We start from the raw sequence: 18,645 nt of genomic DNA, 5'->3' as shown, positions 1-18,645 counted from the left end.
GGAGCCGCCTCGGGTGCTGATCGACACCCACTGCCATCTGGATGCCGCCGAGTTCGACGCCGACCGGCCTGGCATCCTGGCGGCAGCCCGTGCCGCGGGCGTCGGCGGATTCCTGGTGCCGGCGGTCGGCGCGACGGATTTTGATGCCGTGGCGGCCCTGTCACGGGACAACCCGGACTGCCGCCACGCCTTCGGCATCCACCCGATGTACGTCGGCCAGGCTGGGCCGGACGATCTCGATCGCCTGCGCGAAAGGCTCGCCGAAGGCTCGGCGGTGGCGGTGGGAGAGATTGGGCTCGACGGGTTCGTGCCGGACGGCGACCTGCCGCTGCAGATGCGCTATTTCGAGGCGCAGCTCAGGCTCGCCCGGGATGTCGATCTGCCGGTGGTGCTTCACATCCGCCGCGCCCAGGACGAGATCCTCAAGTTTCTGAGGCGGATCCCGGTGCCGGGTGGCATCGCCCACGCATTCAACGGCAGCCGTCAGCAGGCCGATGCCTTCATCAAGCTGGGCTTTCGGCTGGGGTTTGGCGGCGCGATGACTTACCCCGGGTCAAGGCGCATCCGCGAGCTGGCGGCGACACTGCCGCTCGAATCCATCGTGCTGGAAACCGACGCGCCCGACATCCCGCCCGTGTGGTGCGGCGGCGGGCGCAACGATCCGGGCAACCTGGCGCGCTTTGCCCACGAACTGGCAGCGCTACGGGACATGCCGGTGGAGGCGTTGATCGCCGCGACGGGCGTCAATGCGGTGGCGGCGATCCCGGGGCTGGCAACCCTCAGGCCGGCGGGGTAGGCGTCCGGCTGCGTGCGATGATGTGGCGGATCTCCGTCTTCATCTCTTCGACATTGCCGTCGAAGTTGCCACAATTCATCATCGACACCCCGAACACGTAGGCGTACAGCAACACGCTGCGGGTCGAGGCCTCGTTTTTCGGCAGACCGCAGGCGATGAACAGATCCCGGGCGCAGTTGAGGCGCGCGGTGTCCACTGCCTCGACGATCTTCTGGGCGGCCGGATCACGACGGGCCCAGTCGCGCATCGCTAGCTCGATGAGGATGCCCTTGTTGTTGCGGCTGGCGCTGTAGACGTCGATGACGTGGTAGAGCTGGGCTTCCTCGCGGCCGGGTTCCGGGCGCGTCTGCTTGACGATGTCGCGGATGCGGCCTTCCTTCCAGGTCTCGAGCACGGCGTCGAGGAGATCCTGCCGATCCTTGAAATGCCAGTAGAAACTGCCCTTGGTGACGTGCAGGCGTTTGGCCAGGATTTCCACACGGATGCTTCCCGCGCCCTCGTCGGCAAGGGTGTCGAGGGCGGCGTGAATCCAGGTGGTGCGGTCGAGTTGGGCGCGGGGAGGCTTATCCATACGCAGTAGTATTGACGCTTATTGCTCCATACGCTACCGTACGGAAAGTGACAAGGCAAGGCTTGCTGTGAGAAGCTAGCCTGCTTGACGCCGTGACGGTGCGCGCAAATGCGCTGCAGTGTCGGCAAGGCGAAAAAAGAGGCTGTCGGCCCGTGGCGGGATGGAACTCCCGGCGCGCTGGCATGCCGAAAATGGTGGAGAACGTCTCATATGGAAGGAGCGCAGCATTGAAGATTCTGGTTCCCGTTAAACGCGTGGTCGACTACAACGTCAAGGTGCGCGTGAAGAGCGACGGTTCCGGCGTGGATATCGCCAACGTCAAGATGTCCATGAACCCCTTCGACGAGATCGCTGTTGAAGAAGCCGTGCGCCTGAAGGAAGCCGGTGTCGCGACCGAAGTCGTCGCGGTGTCGTGCGGCGTGGGCGCCTGCCAGGAAACCCTGCGTACCGCGATGGCCATCGGCGCCGACCGGGGCATCCTCGTCGAAACCGACGTGGAACTCCAGCCCCTCGCCGTGGCCAAGCTGCTCAAGGCCCTGTGCGACAAGGAACAACCCCAGGTGGTGATCTGCGGCAAGCAGGCCATCGACGACGACGCCAACCAGACCGGTCAGATGCTCTCCGCGCTGATGGGCTGGCCCCAGGCCACCTTCGCTTCCAAAGTGGCGGTGAGCAGCGGCAAGGCAACCGTCACCCGTGAAATCGATGGCGGTCTCGAGACCCTCGAAATCGCCCTGCCTGCAGTAGTGACCACCGACCTGCGCCTGAACGAGCCGCGTTACGCGACGCTGCCGAACATCATGAAGGCCAAGAAGAAGCCGCTGGAAACCGTCAAGCCGGCCGATCTGGGCGTCGATGTGACGCCGTGTCTCACGACCCTCAAGGTCGTCGAGCCGGCCAAGCGCAGCGCTGGCGTGATGGTGGCTGATGTGGTTCAGCTGGTCGAAAAACTCAAGAACGAAGCGAAGGTGCTGTGATGACGGTTCTGGTTGTTGCCGAACACGATAACGCGTCCCTGAAGGCCGCGACGCTCAACACGATTGCCGCCGCCGCCAAGCTGGGTGGCGATCTGGCCGTGCTGGTTGCCGGTTCCGGCGCCGGTGCCGCCGCCGAAGCCGCTGCCAAGGTGGCCGGCGTCGCCAAGGTGCTGGTGGCCGATTCCGCCGCCTTTGCCGACCAGTCCGCCGAGAACCTCGCCGCCCAGATCGTCGCCGTCGTCAATGCGGCCGGTGGCGCGATCAGCCACGTGCTGGCTCCGGCGACCACCTTCGGCAAGAACGTGCTGCCCCGCGTGGCCGCCCTGCTGGATGTGGCGCAGATCTCCGACATCGTCGGCATCGAATCCGCCGACACCTTCGTCCGCCCGATCTACGCCGGCAACGCGCTGGCCACGGTCAAGTCCGCCGACGCCGTCAAGATCATCACCGTGCGTACCACCGCCTTCGAAGCGGCGGGTGAGGGCGGTTCTGGCGCTGTCGAACAGGTTGCCGCGGTGGCGGATGCCGGCCTCAGCAAGCTGGTCGGTCGCGAGCTCACCAAGTCTGCCCGTCCTGAGCTTGGCGCTGCCAAGATCATCGTCTCCGGCGGCCGCGGCATGGGCAGCAGCGAGAACTACCACAAGGTGCTCGAGCCCCTCGCCGACAAGCTGGGTGCCGCCCTTGGTGCCAGCCGTGCGGCCGTCGATGCGGGCTACGTCCCGAACGACTACCAGGTCGGCCAGACCGGCAAGATCGTCGCCCCGCAGCTGTACGTGGCGGTCGGCATCTCCGGCGCCATCCAGCACCTGGCCGGCATGAAGGATTCCAAGGTGATCGTGGCGATCAACAAGGATCCGGAAGCGCCGATCTTCCAGGTGGCCGACTATGGCCTCGTTGCCGACTTGTTCGACGCGGTTCCGCAGCTGGTCTCCGCAGTCTGACAAGCCCCAGTCGGGATCGCTTGAATGAACTTCGCGCCCGACCTCTTCTCGACAGCATGGCACGTGGGTGCCATCTGCTGCGGGGCGGGGGTCGGAGCGTGGATTTATCGGACGGCCCCGTGGCGGCGGCTGCTCGATGGGCATCAGCTCAACGCGCTGCTGGGCGCCGCCGTGATTCTTACCCTGCTGTGGAGCATGAACGCCGGCGTCAAGCCCGGGCTCAATCTCCATCTGCTCGGGGCCATGGCCAGCACGCTGATCTTCGGGCCACAGCTGGCCCTGGTGGTGGTGGCGCTCGCCCTGCTGGGGATCACCATCAATGGCAGCGCCGAATGGGCGGCCTATCCGCTCAACCTGCTGGTGATGGGCATCGTGCCGGTGCTGGCGGGGCGGTTTTATTTCCGCCTCGTGGAGCGCTGGCTGCCCAAGCATTTCTTTGTCTATATCTTCATCAATGCCTTCATTGGCGCCGCGGCGGTGGTCCTCGTCCAGGGTACCGTGGCGTCGGTGATGCTCTTTGCTGCCGGCGCTTACCCGGCGGATCTGCTGTTGTCCGAGTACCTGCCCTTCTTTTTGCTGCTTGGCTTCGCCGAGGCCTGGCTGTCGGGTATGGCGCTCACATTGCTGGTGGTTTACCGCCCGGAATGGGTGGCGAGTTTTGATGACCGCAGTTATTTGAATCAGTAAGCCGGCCCTGCCAGGTCGTAAATCCAAAACAACTAGAGTGGAGAAAAAATACGATGAGCAGTTACAACGCCCCTATCCGTGACATGCAGTTCGTGATGCGCGAACTGGCTGATCTCGAAGCCGTCGCCGCCCTGCCTGGCTGTGAGGATGCCTCCCCCGACGTGGTGGATGCGATCCTCGAAGAGGCCGGCAAGTTCGCCAACGGCGTGCTGGCTCCCCTCAACCGTGCTGGTGACACCATCGGCGCCAAGTGGGACAACGGTGTCGTGACGACCGTGCCGGGCTGGAAGGATGCCTACACGCAGTTCGCCGAAGCCGGCTGGACTGCGCTGGCCTGCGAACCCGAATTCGGTGGCCAAGGCCTGCCGAAGCTGGTTTCCACCGCTGTGATGGAAATGTGGAAGTCGGCCAACATGGCCTTCTCCCTGTGCCCGATGCTCACCACCGGCGCGATCGAAGCGATCTCCCTGTGCGGCACCGATGCCCAGAAGGCCGACTACCTGCCCAAGATGGTGAGCGGCGAATGGACCGGCACCATGAACCTGACCGAGCCCCAGGCCGGTTCCGATCTCGCCGCCGTGCGCAGCCGCGCCGTGCCCCAAGGTGATGGCACCTACAAGATCTTCGGCCAGAAGATCTTCATCACCTACGGCGAGCACGACATGACGGACAACATCATTCACCTGGTGTTGGCTCGTCTGCCGGATGCGCCGGAAGGTGTGAAGGGCATCTCGCTGTTCGTGGTGCCCAAGTTCCTGCTCAACGCCGACGGCACCCCGGGCGAGCGCAACGATGTGCATTGCGTGTCCATCGAACACAAGCTCGGCATCCACGGCAGCCCGACAGCCGTGCTGGCTTTCGGCGATAACGGCGGCGCCATCGGCACCCTGGTCGGCGAAGCCAACCGCGGTCTCGAGTACATGTTCGTGATGATGAACGAAGCCCGCTTTGCAGTCGGCATGGAAGGCCTGGCCCTCTCCGAGCGTGCCTATCAGCAGGCGCTGGCCTACGCCAAGGACCGTGTCCAGGGCACCGAAGCCGGCGTTCGTGGCGGCCCGAAGGTGAGCATCCTGCATCACGCCGACGTGCGTCGTCTGCTGATGAACATGAAGTCCACCACCGAAGCCATGCGCGCACTGGCTTACGTGGTCGGTGCGGCTACCGACATGGCTCATTACCACGCCGACGAAGCCGTGCGTACCCGTAGCCAGGCATTCGTTGATCTGATGATCCCGGTGGTCAAGGGCTGGTGCACCGAGAACGCCAACCTCATCACCTCCGATGGTGTGCAGGTGCACGGTGGTATGGGCTTCATCGAGGAAACCGGCGCCGCCCAGCACTACCGTGACGCCCGCATTACCGCGATCTACGAAGGCACCACCGCCATCCAGGCCAACGACCTGATCGGCCGCAAGATCGCCCGCGAAGGCGGTCTCACTGCCAAGGCGCTGGTTGCCGAGATGCGCAAGGTCGAGGCCCAACTGGCGGAAGCGTCTGGCGACGAGTTCGCAGCCATCCGCAAGTCCCTGTCGGCCGGCGTGACGGCGGTGGAAGAAGCGGTGGAATACATCGTCGCGACCTACGGCAAGGACATCAAGGCGGCATCCGTCGGCTCTGTGCCCTTCCTGAAGCTCCTCGGCATCGTTGCCGGTGGCTGGCAGATGGCCCGTGCCGCGCTGGTCTCCGCCCGTCGCCTGGCCGAAGGCAGCGGTGATGCGTCGTTCTACAAGACCAAGATCACCACCGCGCGCTTCTACGCCGACCACGTGCTGTCGCAGGCTCCGGGCCTGGCTTACACGGTGGTGAATGGCGCTGCTGGCGCGCTGGATCTGACGGAAGATCAGTTCTGATCCTGAACTGACTGTCGGTTCTGGATCGCCAGACAAATGCCGTTCAGCGTAAGCTGAACGGCATTTTTATTTGGTCGCAGCGATTTCAAAGATTCGATTTGATCGAAGTTCTTGTCGTGGATCGCCGGGGCGTGCGTTTCAGGGGGCTCATCGTGTTCTGGTCTCCAATGGCCGGCCCAGCCGAGATTGCGGGAGAGAATCTATTTTTCGGCTTCCAGTTTCTCCACCACGAAGGAGTCGATGATCCGATCGACCAGACTCTGGACTTTCATGTATTCGACGTTCTGGTCGATTCGCGCCCCGTACATATGGCCGAACGCGAGGTAGAAGTAGTAGTTCGAATCCCCTACCGGGAGCAGCCAGGTGTCGTTTTCGTCCATGCCCGGCACGGTCGGGCTTCTTTCGCGCAAATGTACCCAGCGGTTACCGTTGCGCACCACGTACTCGGTGGGCTCCAGGAATGCTCTGAAATGCGTGCCTTCTGCAATTTTTCTCGCGTTGTAGTCGCGGGTCCAGGTTTCTTTATCCAGAATAAGATGTTCTATCGACTCGGCGCGCCGGTCACGGATACCTAGTGTGACCGCGCCCCCGGCGGTCCAGTCACCGCAGAATTTCCCGAAAGTCATGAAGTCATAGCCGAAGTAGGCGTTTCTGTGCTTGGTGCCGAGTATCTGGAATGCTGCGGTTACGCCAGGGTAAGGGGGAGGGTTAGCTCGATCTCGCCGGTTCAGAAAGTAACCCGGTACTGGGGGGCTTGGGGTATTCGCCTTACCGCTCGTGTAAGTCACCATCTCGAACCGGACGTCGCTTGGCTCGGCGCCTGAGTAACACACGCTGATATTGACCCCGTCCAGGTAGGCGTGGACAACGCGGTATTCCCCGAACAGGTTGACGGTGTAGTGCTTTAGGCTCAACTCCCGCGGTGCGCGGGGTGAGGCCGGCAAGGGGTGACCTGTGCTCCCATCTCGGCGCGCTTCGAAGGCACAACCGGCTACCGCCGCGGCCACCCCCCAAAAGAGCAGCAGGGTGCGTTTGGGAGTGCTCATTTCGTTCCGCTCCCCAATTGCCGGCGTAACTGTTCAAGTTGATCAAGGCGGGCGTCGCTGGGCGCAGGTGGCGCACCGTTCCATCCCTGCGAACCGGGCAGGGTTGGCATTGGTGTCTTCAATTGCAGCCGCCAGTTTAGTTCGTTCTGGTTTGTCTGCAGTGTGTTGATGTCTATTGCCGGCGCCATTGCGGGCAGCTGATTGCTCAGCCACGCGTGCAGGAATGGGGTAATATGGGATTGTCTATTCTGGTTCATTTCGTGAATATTCAGATCTCGGTAGCTAAACAGTTTGGCGTGATTGACGTTGGTCATATCGCATCCTATCGCCGCGGTGCCGCCGCAACTGTGCACTGAGTAAGATGTGGCGGACATCTCGGCGACGTCTGACCAGGATAAGGCCCCTGGGTAGCCACCGATAACCACGGCGACGGGGTCGTTTTCCGGCGCCCAGAAGCTGGGGGTCATGCGTGAAACAACCTTCGCGGTAGTCTCAAATCGATTCTTTTCTGCTGCCGGATTGTTGACGAGCAAGGTCAGCGGTGCATCCGTGACGCCCCTTTCGGCGAGCAGGTACAATGCGCCCACTTGGGTCATGGTGCCCCGGCTATGGGATGGACTAATGACGGGATTGTCGTAAGCGATGCTGCCATCCTTGAAGCGGTGTTCGGCCTCACCTGTCGCATTGCGCTGCAACAACAGTTCCTGAACGACGCTGGCCTCCAGCCTGGAGGCGGGTGACGGGATTTTGAAGATTTCAGCGGCTTTTTCGATGGCAGCCACGATCAGTTCTCCCGCGCCGTTGCTGGCTTCGTCGGTATGCACTAAGTAGGTCATGTTCGGTGTGGTTTCCCCTTTTTTCTGAATCCGTGCATAGTCATCGCTCGGGGGTGTCATCTGCAAGGCTAGTTGGGCCGCCCTGTCCAAGGAATTGAAGATTCCGTTGCTGAAGACACTGGAGTCCTTCTTTTCGTCGTTGCTCAGGGCCTTCAGCTCCTCGACGGTAGCGGGCAGAGTTAGGACGTTGTTGATTGTTTCGTGCCCGTTCTGGGCGGTCAGATCGCTGTCGAGGCTTTGTTCTCCGCGCGCAACCTGTTTGACAGCGTTGGCGTCCAGATCACGATTCGGGTTGTACGCTGTGATGGCGGCGAGAGCCTCGGTCTGCACCTGTTCGTCCGACCATTCCGGATGGGCGGAGGCAATCTGCTGTTTGCTTTCGACTAATCTCCGGCTGTTCTGCTCCTGATCATTGGTGCAGGGTTGCTGGATGCAGAAGACCTTGTGTAAGGTGGGATTCAGATACTTTCTGATTCCTTCGTCAGCGAGGACGGCGGCGATGTCTGCGATTAACGTTCCGGCTTCGCTGCTTCGGTTGACGCTGCTCTGCATGGCACCGATGTCGTCGCGCGTCAGCGAACGCGTGGCGCCCTCTAGATCCCGCTTGAGGGTGTCGGAGGCTTGTCGATCACCGCTGCGTATCTCAAGCGTGCCTGCCCCGATTACGGCGTAGGTGGTCGAGTTGTCACTGTTTGCCTTGCTGGCGTTGGCGAGCATGCTGCCAAAAGCGCTCTTGCCGAGGCCGTATCCGGGATTGGACACAATGTCTGAACTCAGATTGACACCTCCAGCGCTGGCCGACGCTTCCTTGTGATTGTCGATGTCGGTATAGGCGAGGCTGTTGGTGGAGAGGCGGTTGTCGTTGGGGGCTGCTGTGCTGGAAATCGCGCTGCCGTCGAGTTGCGTATGCTGCCCAACATCTACGTCGTAGCCTCCAGCGCCACCGAACAGACCGCTCTGCCGGTTGACGCTGGCGTAATCTGCGTGCGCTCGGCTCCAATTGACAGCGATGTTGGCGGAGCCGCCGCCCGTACCGTAAGTGGCGGAGGCTCCTGCGCTGATTTGGTGCTGGTCTGCGTGATATCGCATCGTGTCTTGGACGCTCTGGATTGTCAGGTTGCGCCCAATGTCGGCCTCCAACCGTGAACCCACCGCTTGGGCGCCTTCGAGAACGGTATCGCGACCGCTGCGCAGAACCAACGTATCGCTGGCTTCGACTTGGGTTGTGACCTGCTGCACCGACTTGCCGTCGCTCCCGCCCGAGCCTGCATATGCGCTGCCATTTAGGGTGATACCCGTCTGCTTACCCAACGACACGCCCACCCCGACAGACCACCCGCCGATGCTGTTTGACGAATGCTGGTCGGTCATATTCTGACCGCTCTGGAGCAGCATGTCGCGAGTGGCTGTGAGGGTCACGTTCTGGCCTTTGAGGGCACTTGCAACGACTTCAAGATCTCCAGTGCCATCCACAGGTAGCCCGGTCGCAGTCTGCTCTCCGATTGCGGTGATGCCGATATTGCCGCCTGCAAGTGCGTAGCTGCCGCGGACGAGGGTGGAAGTGGCTTCGGAGCGGCTCTGGCTCCGACTGCTACTGACCGAGACCTGGATGCTGACACTGCCTGTGTCCCCTTTACTAATGGCGGTCGCCTCCTTCGTCATCGCGCCATAGCTAGCGTATGCCGTTGCGCCCGCTTTTGCCGCGTGCAGCGCACCCAGGCGGCCATCCTGAGCCTCTTGCGCTCGCTGGGCGGAAGCATCGACAGCCTGAGCGGTATCGATAATGGCGCTCTTTAGCGCGAGCGTGACACCGCTTTGTTTGAACTCATGGGATTCTTGATAGCTGGCCTTATCCTGTTGCGCCTCAATACTCACGTTTCGGCCCATTAGCGCTATGTCTTCGCCGGCCAGCATGTCGCTAGATTTGATTGCAACATCTCCCTTCGCGCTTACGAGTAAGCTGCCGTCCACCGCGCCGATGGTGCTCCCGACGTGAACTACGTTGGTGTCGCTGGTAGCGTCCTTGAGTTGCTGTGAGCCAATGGTGAAGCCGACACCACTTCCTCCTAGCAAACCGCTCTTCTTTGTCTGACTTTGGTGAGATTGGGTGTTGGAAGTCACGATGCTTTCCACGGTGAAGTTACGCTGCGCCACCAGTGCAGTGCCCTCCGTGCTCACCACATTGCTGCCCATGACCCGGATGTCCCGGCCGGCATACAGGGTGGTGGTGTCGCCGCTCAGGGTGCTGGCGAGGGCTGTGGTGCTGTCCAGCGTATCGCGGGTGGTGATGGTTGTGCTGGATAGCAGGCTGCGTTGTTTGTACTGGTGGGCTTCATCAAGAAGCTGACGTTGGGTGCCGGCCATGAGGGTGAGATCGCGCCCGGCCGTGACGGTCAGGGCGCCGTGATCGCTGGTGAGCTGGGCGGCGCGGGCGGTGATGTCCTGGCCGGCTTGCAGGTGCAGGTCGCCGGTAGTGTGGATCGTGGAGCCGATTTCGCGGTCTTCTCCGTCTCGGCGATAGTTTCGAGCGTTCCAGACAATCTCCTGGCGGCGGCTTTCGGCCAGGGTGCCGAGATCCAGATTGCGGCCAGCGACGAGGGTGGTGGAGCCCGCCGGGCCGGCCCCGGTGGGGGCGAGGTTGATGAGCTGGCTGGCGTCGAGGTGGAGATCACGGCCGGCTTCGAGGGTGAGATCGCCGCCCCCGACATAGACGGTGGCGGTCCGGTCGACGGCGGTGCGGCTGCCCTGGCGGGATTGGGTGGATGCAGTGGTGCTGGCCACCGTGAGATCGCGACCGGCGAGGAGTGTCAGCGCACGCGAGGCTTCGATGCGTCCTCCGATGTTTTCCAGATCGCCGAGCGTTCGGGCATCGACCGCGCTGCTACTGATACGACCGCCTGCATTGCGCAGGGTGTCGGCGGTGAGGTCCAGGCGCTCGCGTGCGGCGAGGGTGCCGCTGTTTTTCACGCTGCCTTGTGCTGCGAGGGACAGGCTGGCGCCGGCAAGGAGGCCTCCGGCGCCGTCGATGTCACCGTCGCGAACGACGGCATAGACCTGAGGTACGAGCACGTGAGTGACGCTGCCGTCGGCGAGCGTGATGGGGGTGCTCACAAGCCAGACGATGTCGGTGGTGAGCGCTGCCATCTGTTCGGCGCTGAGGGCGACGCCTGGGCGGAGTTGCCACGCCTGCGCGAAGCGGGCTCCGGCAGTCATCAGCGCTGCGAACTGGGTCTCGTCGTCGGTGTAACCATCGAGGAAACGCTGGCCGGTGAGCTGGGCGATCTGCTCGCGCACGAGGCGTTGTTCGTAAAAGCCGTCGCCGAGGCGCTTCTGCACTGCGTTCGGGTCGCTTGCGAGTTGGCCCAGGAGGTAGTCGGAGCTAAGCCACAGGCGCGCATCGGTGAAGCGCGGGTCGGTCTCGATGAGGTAGCGGGCGCGGGTGTCTGCGTTCAGGCGGAACAGGCTGCTGTTGGGCAGGGTGAAGGAGGGCGCGATGGATCGCACAACGGTCTGCGTGTTGCTGGCGATGGTATTGCCGGTGGGGATCGCGGAGGTCCGAGGGGTGACGCTGTCGGCTGCGGTTGCTGCGTCACGGGATACCGGGGTGCTTTGGGCTACGGTTTGCGATGGGCTGTCCGTCGTGTTGATTTGCGCCAGGGGGGGGATGGTCACCGCCGGACTCGTGGGGACAACACCGGTATCCCGTGCGATGGTGGTCGGCGTGGCGGTATCGAGGATCTTGCCGGTGATCCGGTTGCCGGTGTCCACGCTGCTGCGCACCTCGATGAGCACCGGAGTACGTGAGGCGGGAGTGGTCGCATGGCTACCGGTCGCCGTTGCCACGAGGGCGTCGATGGACCTGTGCCCGATGCTTGTTCCGCTTCCGGCGACCGTGGTGTTTTCGGCGAGGATGGGTGTGACCAGCGCATAGGTCTGGATGCGTGGGGCGGGGGCGTAGTCGGCGAGCAGCGTTCCCTGGCTGTCGCGCCCGTCTTCCTTGAACCGCCAGTAATCGATTGCCTCCCCAATGTCGGTGGCCGTGCGCGTGCCGGTGGCAGTGCGGTTATCCAGTGTGGCGAGCTCCAGCCGGAGTTGCCGCCCGGCGATGATCTGGCTCATGTCGTTGGTGAGCGCTGCGCTGGTGACGTGCAGATTGCTGCCGGCCAGAATCCGGGCCGGGTCGCTGGCGAGCAGGCGTACCTCATCGACGGTGCGGTTGAAGTTGTATTCGACAAACCATTCGCTGGAGGTCAGGCGGCCGTCGTCGTAAGGCTGGTTGACGACGAGAGTCCGGACTCCGTCGTCATCGAAGCTGTATTCATAGTGAACTTCAGACGCGTCGTAGCGCTCGGGGTGCTCCTTGAACGAGAACTCCCGATGCGCTGTGACCGACGTACGCACCACCTCGGTGGCAAAGTGCGTGTCCAGGTTTTCGATGCGCTCGGCGCTGAGGGTGAGGTTGCCGAGGGCTTCGATGGTGGCGCTGCGGTTGATCACGGTGCGAGCTTGGCCGCTGGCGTGGCTGGTGGTGTCGAGTCCACCGCCAATGACGAGATCGCCAGCGCTGAATAACAGACCGTGCTCGCTGTTGATGAGATTGCCGATGCCCATGTCGAGGCGCTTCCGCGCGGCGATCACCGGCGCGCTGCCGTCTTCTGCGGCGTTGGTGAGGGTGGCGGCCTGGATTGCCAGGTTGTCCCCGTAGATGCGGCCACTACCTAGGTTGTCAAGGAGGGCGCTTTCGAGGCGCGCGTCGCTGGCGTCGATGAGGCCGCGGTTCACCAGGGTGGAACTGGCGAGGAGTGCCGAGCCGGCCTGCATTTCGCCAGTGGCCCGGTTGTCGAGGGCTGCGACCCGTAAGTCGAGGTGGCCGCCAGCGGCGAGGCTGGCGCTGTTGGTGAAGGTGCCTGAAAGCGCAAGCCTGGCGTTGCCGTTGGCGCGAATTTCACCGTTGTTGCCGAAATCGCCAGCGAGGTGCAGGTCGAGATCACCCCAGCTGAGCAGGCGCCCGTCGCCACCGAGTGTTGCGGCGGAGATCGAGAGTTGCCGGCCGGCGAGGATTTCGCCACCGCTGTTGATGATTGCGAGGGTTGGCCGCGGGTTGGGGTCGTGGAGCACGACGCTGCCGAGGGCGCTCAAAAGGCCTCGGGTGTTGTCGATGTGACCGGTGCTGGTGACGCGCAGGCTGTCATCGGCGGCGAGCAGGCCGTCGCGATTGTCGAGCCGCGGCGTGACGAGCTCGACGGTGCGGCCCTGAATGCCCAGGCCGGGGCCCCGCGTGTTGTTGTTCAGTATTGCGGCTGCGCTGAGCTGGGCGTGTTGGGTGGATTGGATCGCGCCGCGGGTGTTGTCGATGCTGCTGGCGACCGCGAGGCTGAGATCGCCCGTGCTTTGGATACGCCCGTCGGCATTGTGCAGCGCCGTTGCCGTGACGGTGGTGACGCCGAGGCTGGCAACGGTGCCGCCGATGGTGTTGTCGATTTTGTCGGCGAGGACTTCAAGGCGGCCGGCGCCAATGTAGCCGGCCTGGTTGTCGAGAAGACCGCTGCGGAGCACAACATCGGCGCCACCGAAGATGCCGCCGGTTGCGAGGGTGGCGCGATTGACGAGATCGGCGCCGCGGGTGTCGATGAGCAGGTGACCGCTGGCCTGGATCAGGCCTCCCTGGTTGTCGAGGGGGCCGCTGGTTACGGTGAGGGTGCCGGCGTCCTGGCTGCCGGAGGCGACGATGTGTCCGTCGCGGTTGGCAAGGGGGCCACGGCTGGTTACGGTGGCGCTGCTGGCGACGAGCGTGCCGCGGGTGTTGTCGAGTTGGCCGCTGGCGAGGGTGAGGCTACGGGCAGCTGCGATGTGCCCGCCTGCGTTGGTGGTGAGCCCGCCGGCGGTGAGTGTGAGGCCACCCGCGATGGCTGCCAGGGATCCGCTGCGGTTGTCCATCTCGGCGCCGGTCAGGTTCAGATCGGTGCCGGCTGCGATGAGGCCGGAGGCGTTGCCGAGGGTGGTTGCGGTGACGTCCAGCCGGCTGCCGGCAGTGATTTCACCATTTGTGTTGGCAAGCACGGAGGTGGTGATCAGGCCGTCATGGCCGGCGTGGACGCGTCCGCCGTCGCGGTTGTCGAACTGGCGGTTGGCCGCAGCGGTGAGGGCCTGGGTGCTGGCAATCTCGCCGTGGCGGTTGTCGACAACGTTGGCAGCGAGCTTGACTGCGCCGTTGCCGGCGATCTGCCCGTCGCGGTTGTCGAGGATGCTGGCGACGTTGATGTGGGCTTCGCTGGTGCCGGTTTGCCAGAGGGTGCCACCCTGGTTGTTCAGGCTGTCTGCGCTGAGGGCCAGGCCGACGGCCTGGGTGGAGGCGCCGGCAAGCTCAACGCGGTGGGCGACGAGATCGAGTTTGCCGGCACTGGCGATCTGGCCGCCGTCGCCGAGGAGCGTGGCTGCGCGGATACTCAGCTGGCCGGTCGCAGCGTGCTCGATACGCCCGGCCGTGTTGTCGAGGGTGGCTGCGGCAAGGCTCAAGGCGTTGCCGTTGCTGGCGATGCGGCCACGGGTATTGACGAGGGTGCCGGGTAGTTCGAGGTGCTGATCACTGCTGCCGGTTTGTACGATCTCGCCGTCGGTGTTGTCGAGGGCGGAAGCGCGCAGTGTGAGGGCGGCGGCATTGAGATGGGCCAGGCGGGTGTCGAGGAGGCCGGCAACCTGGGTCTGTAGCCGGTTGCTCGCGCTGATGTCGGCGCCGGTTGCACGGAGATCGCCACTGCGTGCGGTGAGCTGGATGGAGGCGGCGGCGCTCTGGCTGGCGGAAAGCTCGAGCTGGGCTGCGTCGAACATGAGGCTGCCGGCGGCGAGCTGGCGGCCATGGGCGTCGAGCTGGCGTTGGGCGCTGAGCGAGAGGCTGCCGTCGCTGGCGAGGTGTCCGTCTGCCTGAAGGCCGGCGGCCAGGAGGCTGCCGGCGCCCGCAGCGACGGTGCCGGCGGTGATGCCGAGGTCGCGCCCCGCGCCGAGCACGCCGCCGTGGGTGAGGGTGTCGGCGACAGCGAGGGTGACGTTGCGGCCAGCGTACAGGGTGCCATCCGGGTTGTTGAGGTTGGCAGCCTGGAGATTGAGGTCGAGGGTGGCGAGGAGGGTGCCGCCCAGGTTGTCCAGTTGGCCGGCCGCAACAGCGAGGCCCCCGTTGCTGGAGACGCGTCCAGCGTTGTTGTCGAACTGCGCGGCGACGCTCAGGGTGCTCGTACCACTGCCGGTTTGCAGCAGCTTGCCGCGCTGGTGGTCGAGGGTGCTGGCGCTGATGTGCCAGGTGTCGGCCTGGCTGGTGGCGTTGTCGAGCACAAGGCGCTGGGTGCTCAGGTTCAGGTGGCCGTTGCTGATGATCTGACCGCCGCTGCCGGTGAAGTTGGTGGTGTCGATTGTCAGCGTGCCGCCGCCGGCATGGCCGATGAAACCGTTGCGGTTGTCCATGCCGGCAGCGCTGAGGTGCAGGTTGTCGCCGTTGCTGTGGATTTGCCCGCCGGTGTTGGTGAGGGCGCCGGGGAGTGCGATGTGCAGGGCACCACCGCCGGTCTGGCGCAAGTCGCCACCGGTGTTGTCGAGGCGCCGGGCATGAAGGCTGAGTTCAGCTGCGCTGACGTGGGCGGCTCGGGTGTCGAGGAGGTCGCCGGCTTGGGCGTTGAGGGTGGTTTCGGCGCGGACATTCGCGCCGGACAGGCTTAGCGTGTCGGCCGCAAGGCGGATGGCATGGGCGGCGTTGAGGCTGCTGCCGAGGTCGAGAGCGGGGGCGCTGAGGGAGAGGGCGCCTGCGGCGAGGTGCTGGCCGTGGGCAGTGATGGCTGAGCTGGCCTGCACGTTGAGCGAGCCGGTGTCGGCAAGGTGGCCGTCAGTTTGCATGCCGGCGGCGATAAGACTGCCGGAGGTGGCGTTGATCCGTGCTGCGCTGACATCCAGGTGGCGGGCGGCGGCGATCACCCCGTCGTGCTGGAGGGCGCCGGAAAGGGCCAGGTTGGCGTCGCGTCCGGCGTAGAGGCTGCCGCTGCCGTTTGCCAGCTCGCCACCCCGCAGGGTGAAGTTGGTGGCGGCAAAGAGGCGGCCACTGGCGTTGTCGAAGAAGTCGGTGCTGAGATGGGCGGAACCCGTGGCGGCTTCGAGTTGCCCGGCGGCGTTGGCGAGGCGGGAGGCGCCAAGGGTGAGACCGTGATTGCCTGCAATGAGCCCGCCGGTGTTGTCCAGCAAGCCGGCGACGCGGACGGTGAGTTGGGCGTCTTGCGTGGCAACGACGCTGCCGCCCCGATTGTCGAGGGTGGCTGCATTGAGGGTGAGGTCGGCGTTGCTGGCGATCTGCCCGCCGCGGTTGGTGAGTTCGTCGTGTACTTGCAGGTGTGCGGCGCGGGTACCGCTACTGATGAGGGCGCCGCCGCGGTTGTCGAGGCTGGCGGCGCTCAGGTCGAGGTGGTCGGCGCTCAGATAGGCGTCGCGGCTGTCGAGGTGGCCGCTGATCTGCGCTTGCAGTTGTCCGTTGGCCACGAGGCGGGCTGTGTGGGCGTCGAGCAGGTCGGCGCTGAGGGTGAGGTTGCGGGCTCGGGTTGTGCTGCCGGAGAGGTCGAGACTGCTTGCGGCGATGCTGAGCGCGCCCGCCGCAAGGTTCTGGCCGTGGGCGGCGAGGGCTGAGCGGGCTTGGAGGGTGAGCGCACCGTCGCCCTCAAGCCGGCCGTCGGGCTGCAGACCGGCGGCGAGGTGGCTGCCGGGGCTGGTCTGGATCCATGCCGCGCTGACGCCCAGATGACGGGCGGCAGCGAGCGTGCCGCTGCTTTCGAGTCCGCCCGCGAGTGCGAGGGCCACATCGCGCATGGCGTAGGCGCTGCCGTCGTGATTGGTGAGGGTGCCTGCGGTGACGCGCAGATCGTCCGTGGCGTAGAGCTGACCGCGGGTGTTGCTGATGAAGTCAGCACCAATGGCGAGGCTGCCGTGCTGTGCCTCAAGGCGGCCACCGTCGTTGTTCAGGCTGCCGACGGTGAGGGCGAGGTCGGCGTTGGTGCCGATGTGGCCGTTCTGGTTGTGGAGCTGGCCGCTGACGGTGAGTGAGGCCGGAGCACTGCCGGTCTGGAGGAGGGTGCCCTGGCGGTGGCTGAACTCGGCGGCGGTGATCGTGAGATGCGTGGCCTGGGTCTGGGCGCGATCGAGGTCGAGATGGCCCGCGGTGAGGTCGAGCTGGCCCTGGGTAATGAGTTGCCCGTCGCTTCCGCTGAAAGTGTCGGCGCGGAGGCTGAGGGTGCCGTTGCCCCGGTGTTCGATCTGCCCGCCTCGATTGAACAGCGTGGCAGCGCCGAGATTGATCGCGACGGCGTTGCTGGCAAGGCGCCCGCTGCTGTTGTTGAAGGTGCCGGCAAATACAAGCTGCAGCGGGTCCGTGCCCAGATGGAGGAGTACGCCACCTGTGTTGTCGAGGTCGTGGGCTGCCAGCGCGAGCTGGCCGGCAGAAATGTTGGCAGTCGCGCTGCGAAGAAGCCCAGGCGTACTGACGGTGAGGCGGCCCTCGGTGTGGAGCCGGCTTGCCGAGAGATTCAGGTCGCCCTGGGTGGCGCGCAGCTGAACGGCTGGGGCAGTGAATCGGGCCGTCGAGTGGTCGAGACTGGCAGCGCTTGTGTCGATGGCGGCGCCACCGATAAGGGTGCCGTGCGCCGCCAGGGGGCCGGCGGCGCTGAGGCTGAGCATGCCGCCAGCGTTGCCGTGGCCGGCGACGAGCCAGGCGTCGGCGCCGCTGGTCAGACGCGCGCCAGGGGCGCTGGCGGACAGACTGAGGTCGCCACCGGCAACGGCGCTGCCATCAAGGCTGAGCCCTGCGTGGCCGCTCAGTACGGCGTCAGTGCCGGCGTGCAGTGCCCCGCTGCTGGTGAGGGTTTCGGGTGTGGTGATGGTCAGCCGGGTGGCGCTGTCTATCTGCCCGCTGTTGTCGATCCAGCCACGCTGGTCGATGCGCACTTCTCCGGCTGAAGCTCCGATCTGGCCGGTGTTGCGGAAGCCTACGCCAGCTTCGGTGCCGATGAGGTGAATCTTGCCGGCGTACATGCCACCCAGCACTGCGACGTCGAGGGCGAACGCCGGTGCCGAGCCGGCCGGGGGGCGTGGTGTTGCGCTGCTGCCGTCCGCCGCGACTTCGGCGGCGCCGGTTATGGCTTGAAGATCCGCGGCCCACACGCCGGCATTCAGCCGGATTGCCCGCGCGATGAGCTGGGTGAAATCGGTGTCCCGCGCGTCGAGCCCGAGGCCATCGACGACGAGCGTACCCGTGCCGACGCGGTAGCCATCGAGGCGGCCGTCGGTGATGACGGGCGTGCCCGTGGTGAGGGTGGCACGGCTCGCGTTGATGAAGCCGCAGCCATTGCAGAGGATTCCGGCCGGGTTGGCGATGATGACTTCCGCACGGGCGCCTCCGACTTCGAGGTAGCCGAGCAGCTGGCTGGGGTTGGCGGCATTGACTTCGTTGAGGATGACCCTTGCTGTGCCGGTGGCGAGCCAGGGGTTGCCTTGCACGAGTCCGCCGAGGCGGGTGGTGGCGCTGCTGCGGGCGTTGTTGAGGATGGTGCCGGCAGCAGGGACGTCGAACTGGCTGTAGGTGTTGCGCGATACGCCGGCGGCGCTGGGCGTCTGGATGTTGATGAGGGGGACGCCGTTCGGGGCGGTCAGGATGGTCGGGCGTTGGCTGCCGGGAGCGCGGCCGTCGGCGACGATCTGCGCGCTGACCTGGGCGGGCCATAGCAGGCTCCCGGTGATGAGCATGACCCCGGCGGTGAGGGCCCGAAGGTGCGTCTGGCAGGGTGTGCGCACGGAGCGGCCGGGCGATGCGCTGCGTCCAGGGGTGCCGCCCTTCGGATGGCTGCGGGCGTTTTCGGCGACAGCCATCGGGATGCCGCGGGTGGGGTTGAAGACGAGGCGGAAACACAGTCGGTTCAT

8 protein-coding genes are annotated in these 18,645 nt (G+C 64.9%); 5 read left to right on the top strand and 3 right to left on the bottom strand.

Annotated elements, in window-relative coordinates; genetic code table 11:
• Positions 1 to 13: 13 nt before the first annotated feature.
• Entirely contained in the window at positions 14 to 796 is a 783-nt protein-coding gene (locus QQK25_RS04700; RefSeq protein ID WP_284186900.1) for a TatD family hydrolase, read from the top strand.
• On the opposite strand, the gene QQK25_RS04695 is transcribed toward QQK25_RS04700, so the two are convergent.
• Complete coding sequence (locus QQK25_RS04695) at positions 780 to 1,367, bottom strand: TetR/AcrR family transcriptional regulator (protein WP_153159497.1); 588 nt, start codon at positions 1,365 to 1,367, stop codon at positions 780 to 782. The genes QQK25_RS04700 and QQK25_RS04695 overlap by 17 nt on opposite strands.
• 227 nt (positions 1,368 to 1,594) lie before the next feature.
• Here QQK25_RS04695 and QQK25_RS04690 point away from each other — a divergent pair, with 227 nt between their 5' ends.
• Genes QQK25_RS04690 through QQK25_RS04675 form a run of 4 tightly spaced genes read left to right on the top strand, consistent with a single transcriptional unit; the run spans position 1,595 to position 5,822 of the window.
• On the top strand, positions 1,595 to 2,344 hold the full coding sequence (locus QQK25_RS04690; RefSeq protein WP_284186899.1) for an electron transfer flavoprotein subunit beta/FixA family protein: 750 nt from the start codon (positions 1,595 to 1,597) through the stop codon (positions 2,342 to 2,344).
• The gene (locus QQK25_RS04685; protein ID WP_153159495.1) at positions 2,344 to 3,285 is read left to right on the top strand and encodes an electron transfer flavoprotein subunit alpha/FixB family protein; all 942 of its coding nucleotides are present in this window, start codon (positions 2,344 to 2,346) and stop codon (positions 3,283 to 3,285) included. Before QQK25_RS04690 ends, QQK25_RS04685 begins: the two co-directional genes overlap by 1 nt.
• A gap of 24 nt (positions 3,286 to 3,309) precedes the next feature.
• Positions 3,310 to 3,972, top strand: coding sequence for an energy-coupling factor ABC transporter permease (locus QQK25_RS04680; protein WP_153159494.1), 663 nt, complete (start codon positions 3,310 to 3,312; stop codon positions 3,970 to 3,972).
• A gap of 53 nt (positions 3,973 to 4,025) precedes the next feature.
• On the top strand, positions 4,026 to 5,822 hold the full coding sequence (locus QQK25_RS04675) for an acyl-CoA dehydrogenase (RefSeq protein ID WP_284186898.1): 1,797 nt from the start codon (positions 4,026 to 4,028) through the stop codon (positions 5,820 to 5,822).
• Positions 5,823 to 6,022: 200 nt separating this feature from the next.
• Here QQK25_RS04675 and QQK25_RS04670 read toward each other — a convergent pair whose 3' ends face one another.
• Complete coding sequence (locus tag QQK25_RS04670) at positions 6,023 to 6,868, bottom strand: DUF769 domain-containing protein (RefSeq protein WP_284186897.1); 846 nt, start codon at positions 6,866 to 6,868, stop codon at positions 6,023 to 6,025.
• Positions 6,865 to 18,645, bottom strand: coding sequence for a two-partner secretion domain-containing protein (locus tag QQK25_RS04665; protein ID WP_284186896.1), 11,781 nt, complete (start codon positions 18,643 to 18,645; stop codon positions 6,865 to 6,867). The genes QQK25_RS04670 and QQK25_RS04665 overlap by 4 nt, the downstream gene beginning before the upstream one ends.

It is taken from the genome of Zoogloea oryzae, from assembly GCF_030161255.1.
Classification (GTDB): Bacteria; Pseudomonadota; Gammaproteobacteria; order Burkholderiales; family Rhodocyclaceae; genus Zoogloea; species Zoogloea oryzae.
Note: the sequence above shows the minus strand (reverse complement) of the source record. Positions and strands in the feature narration are given on the sequence as shown.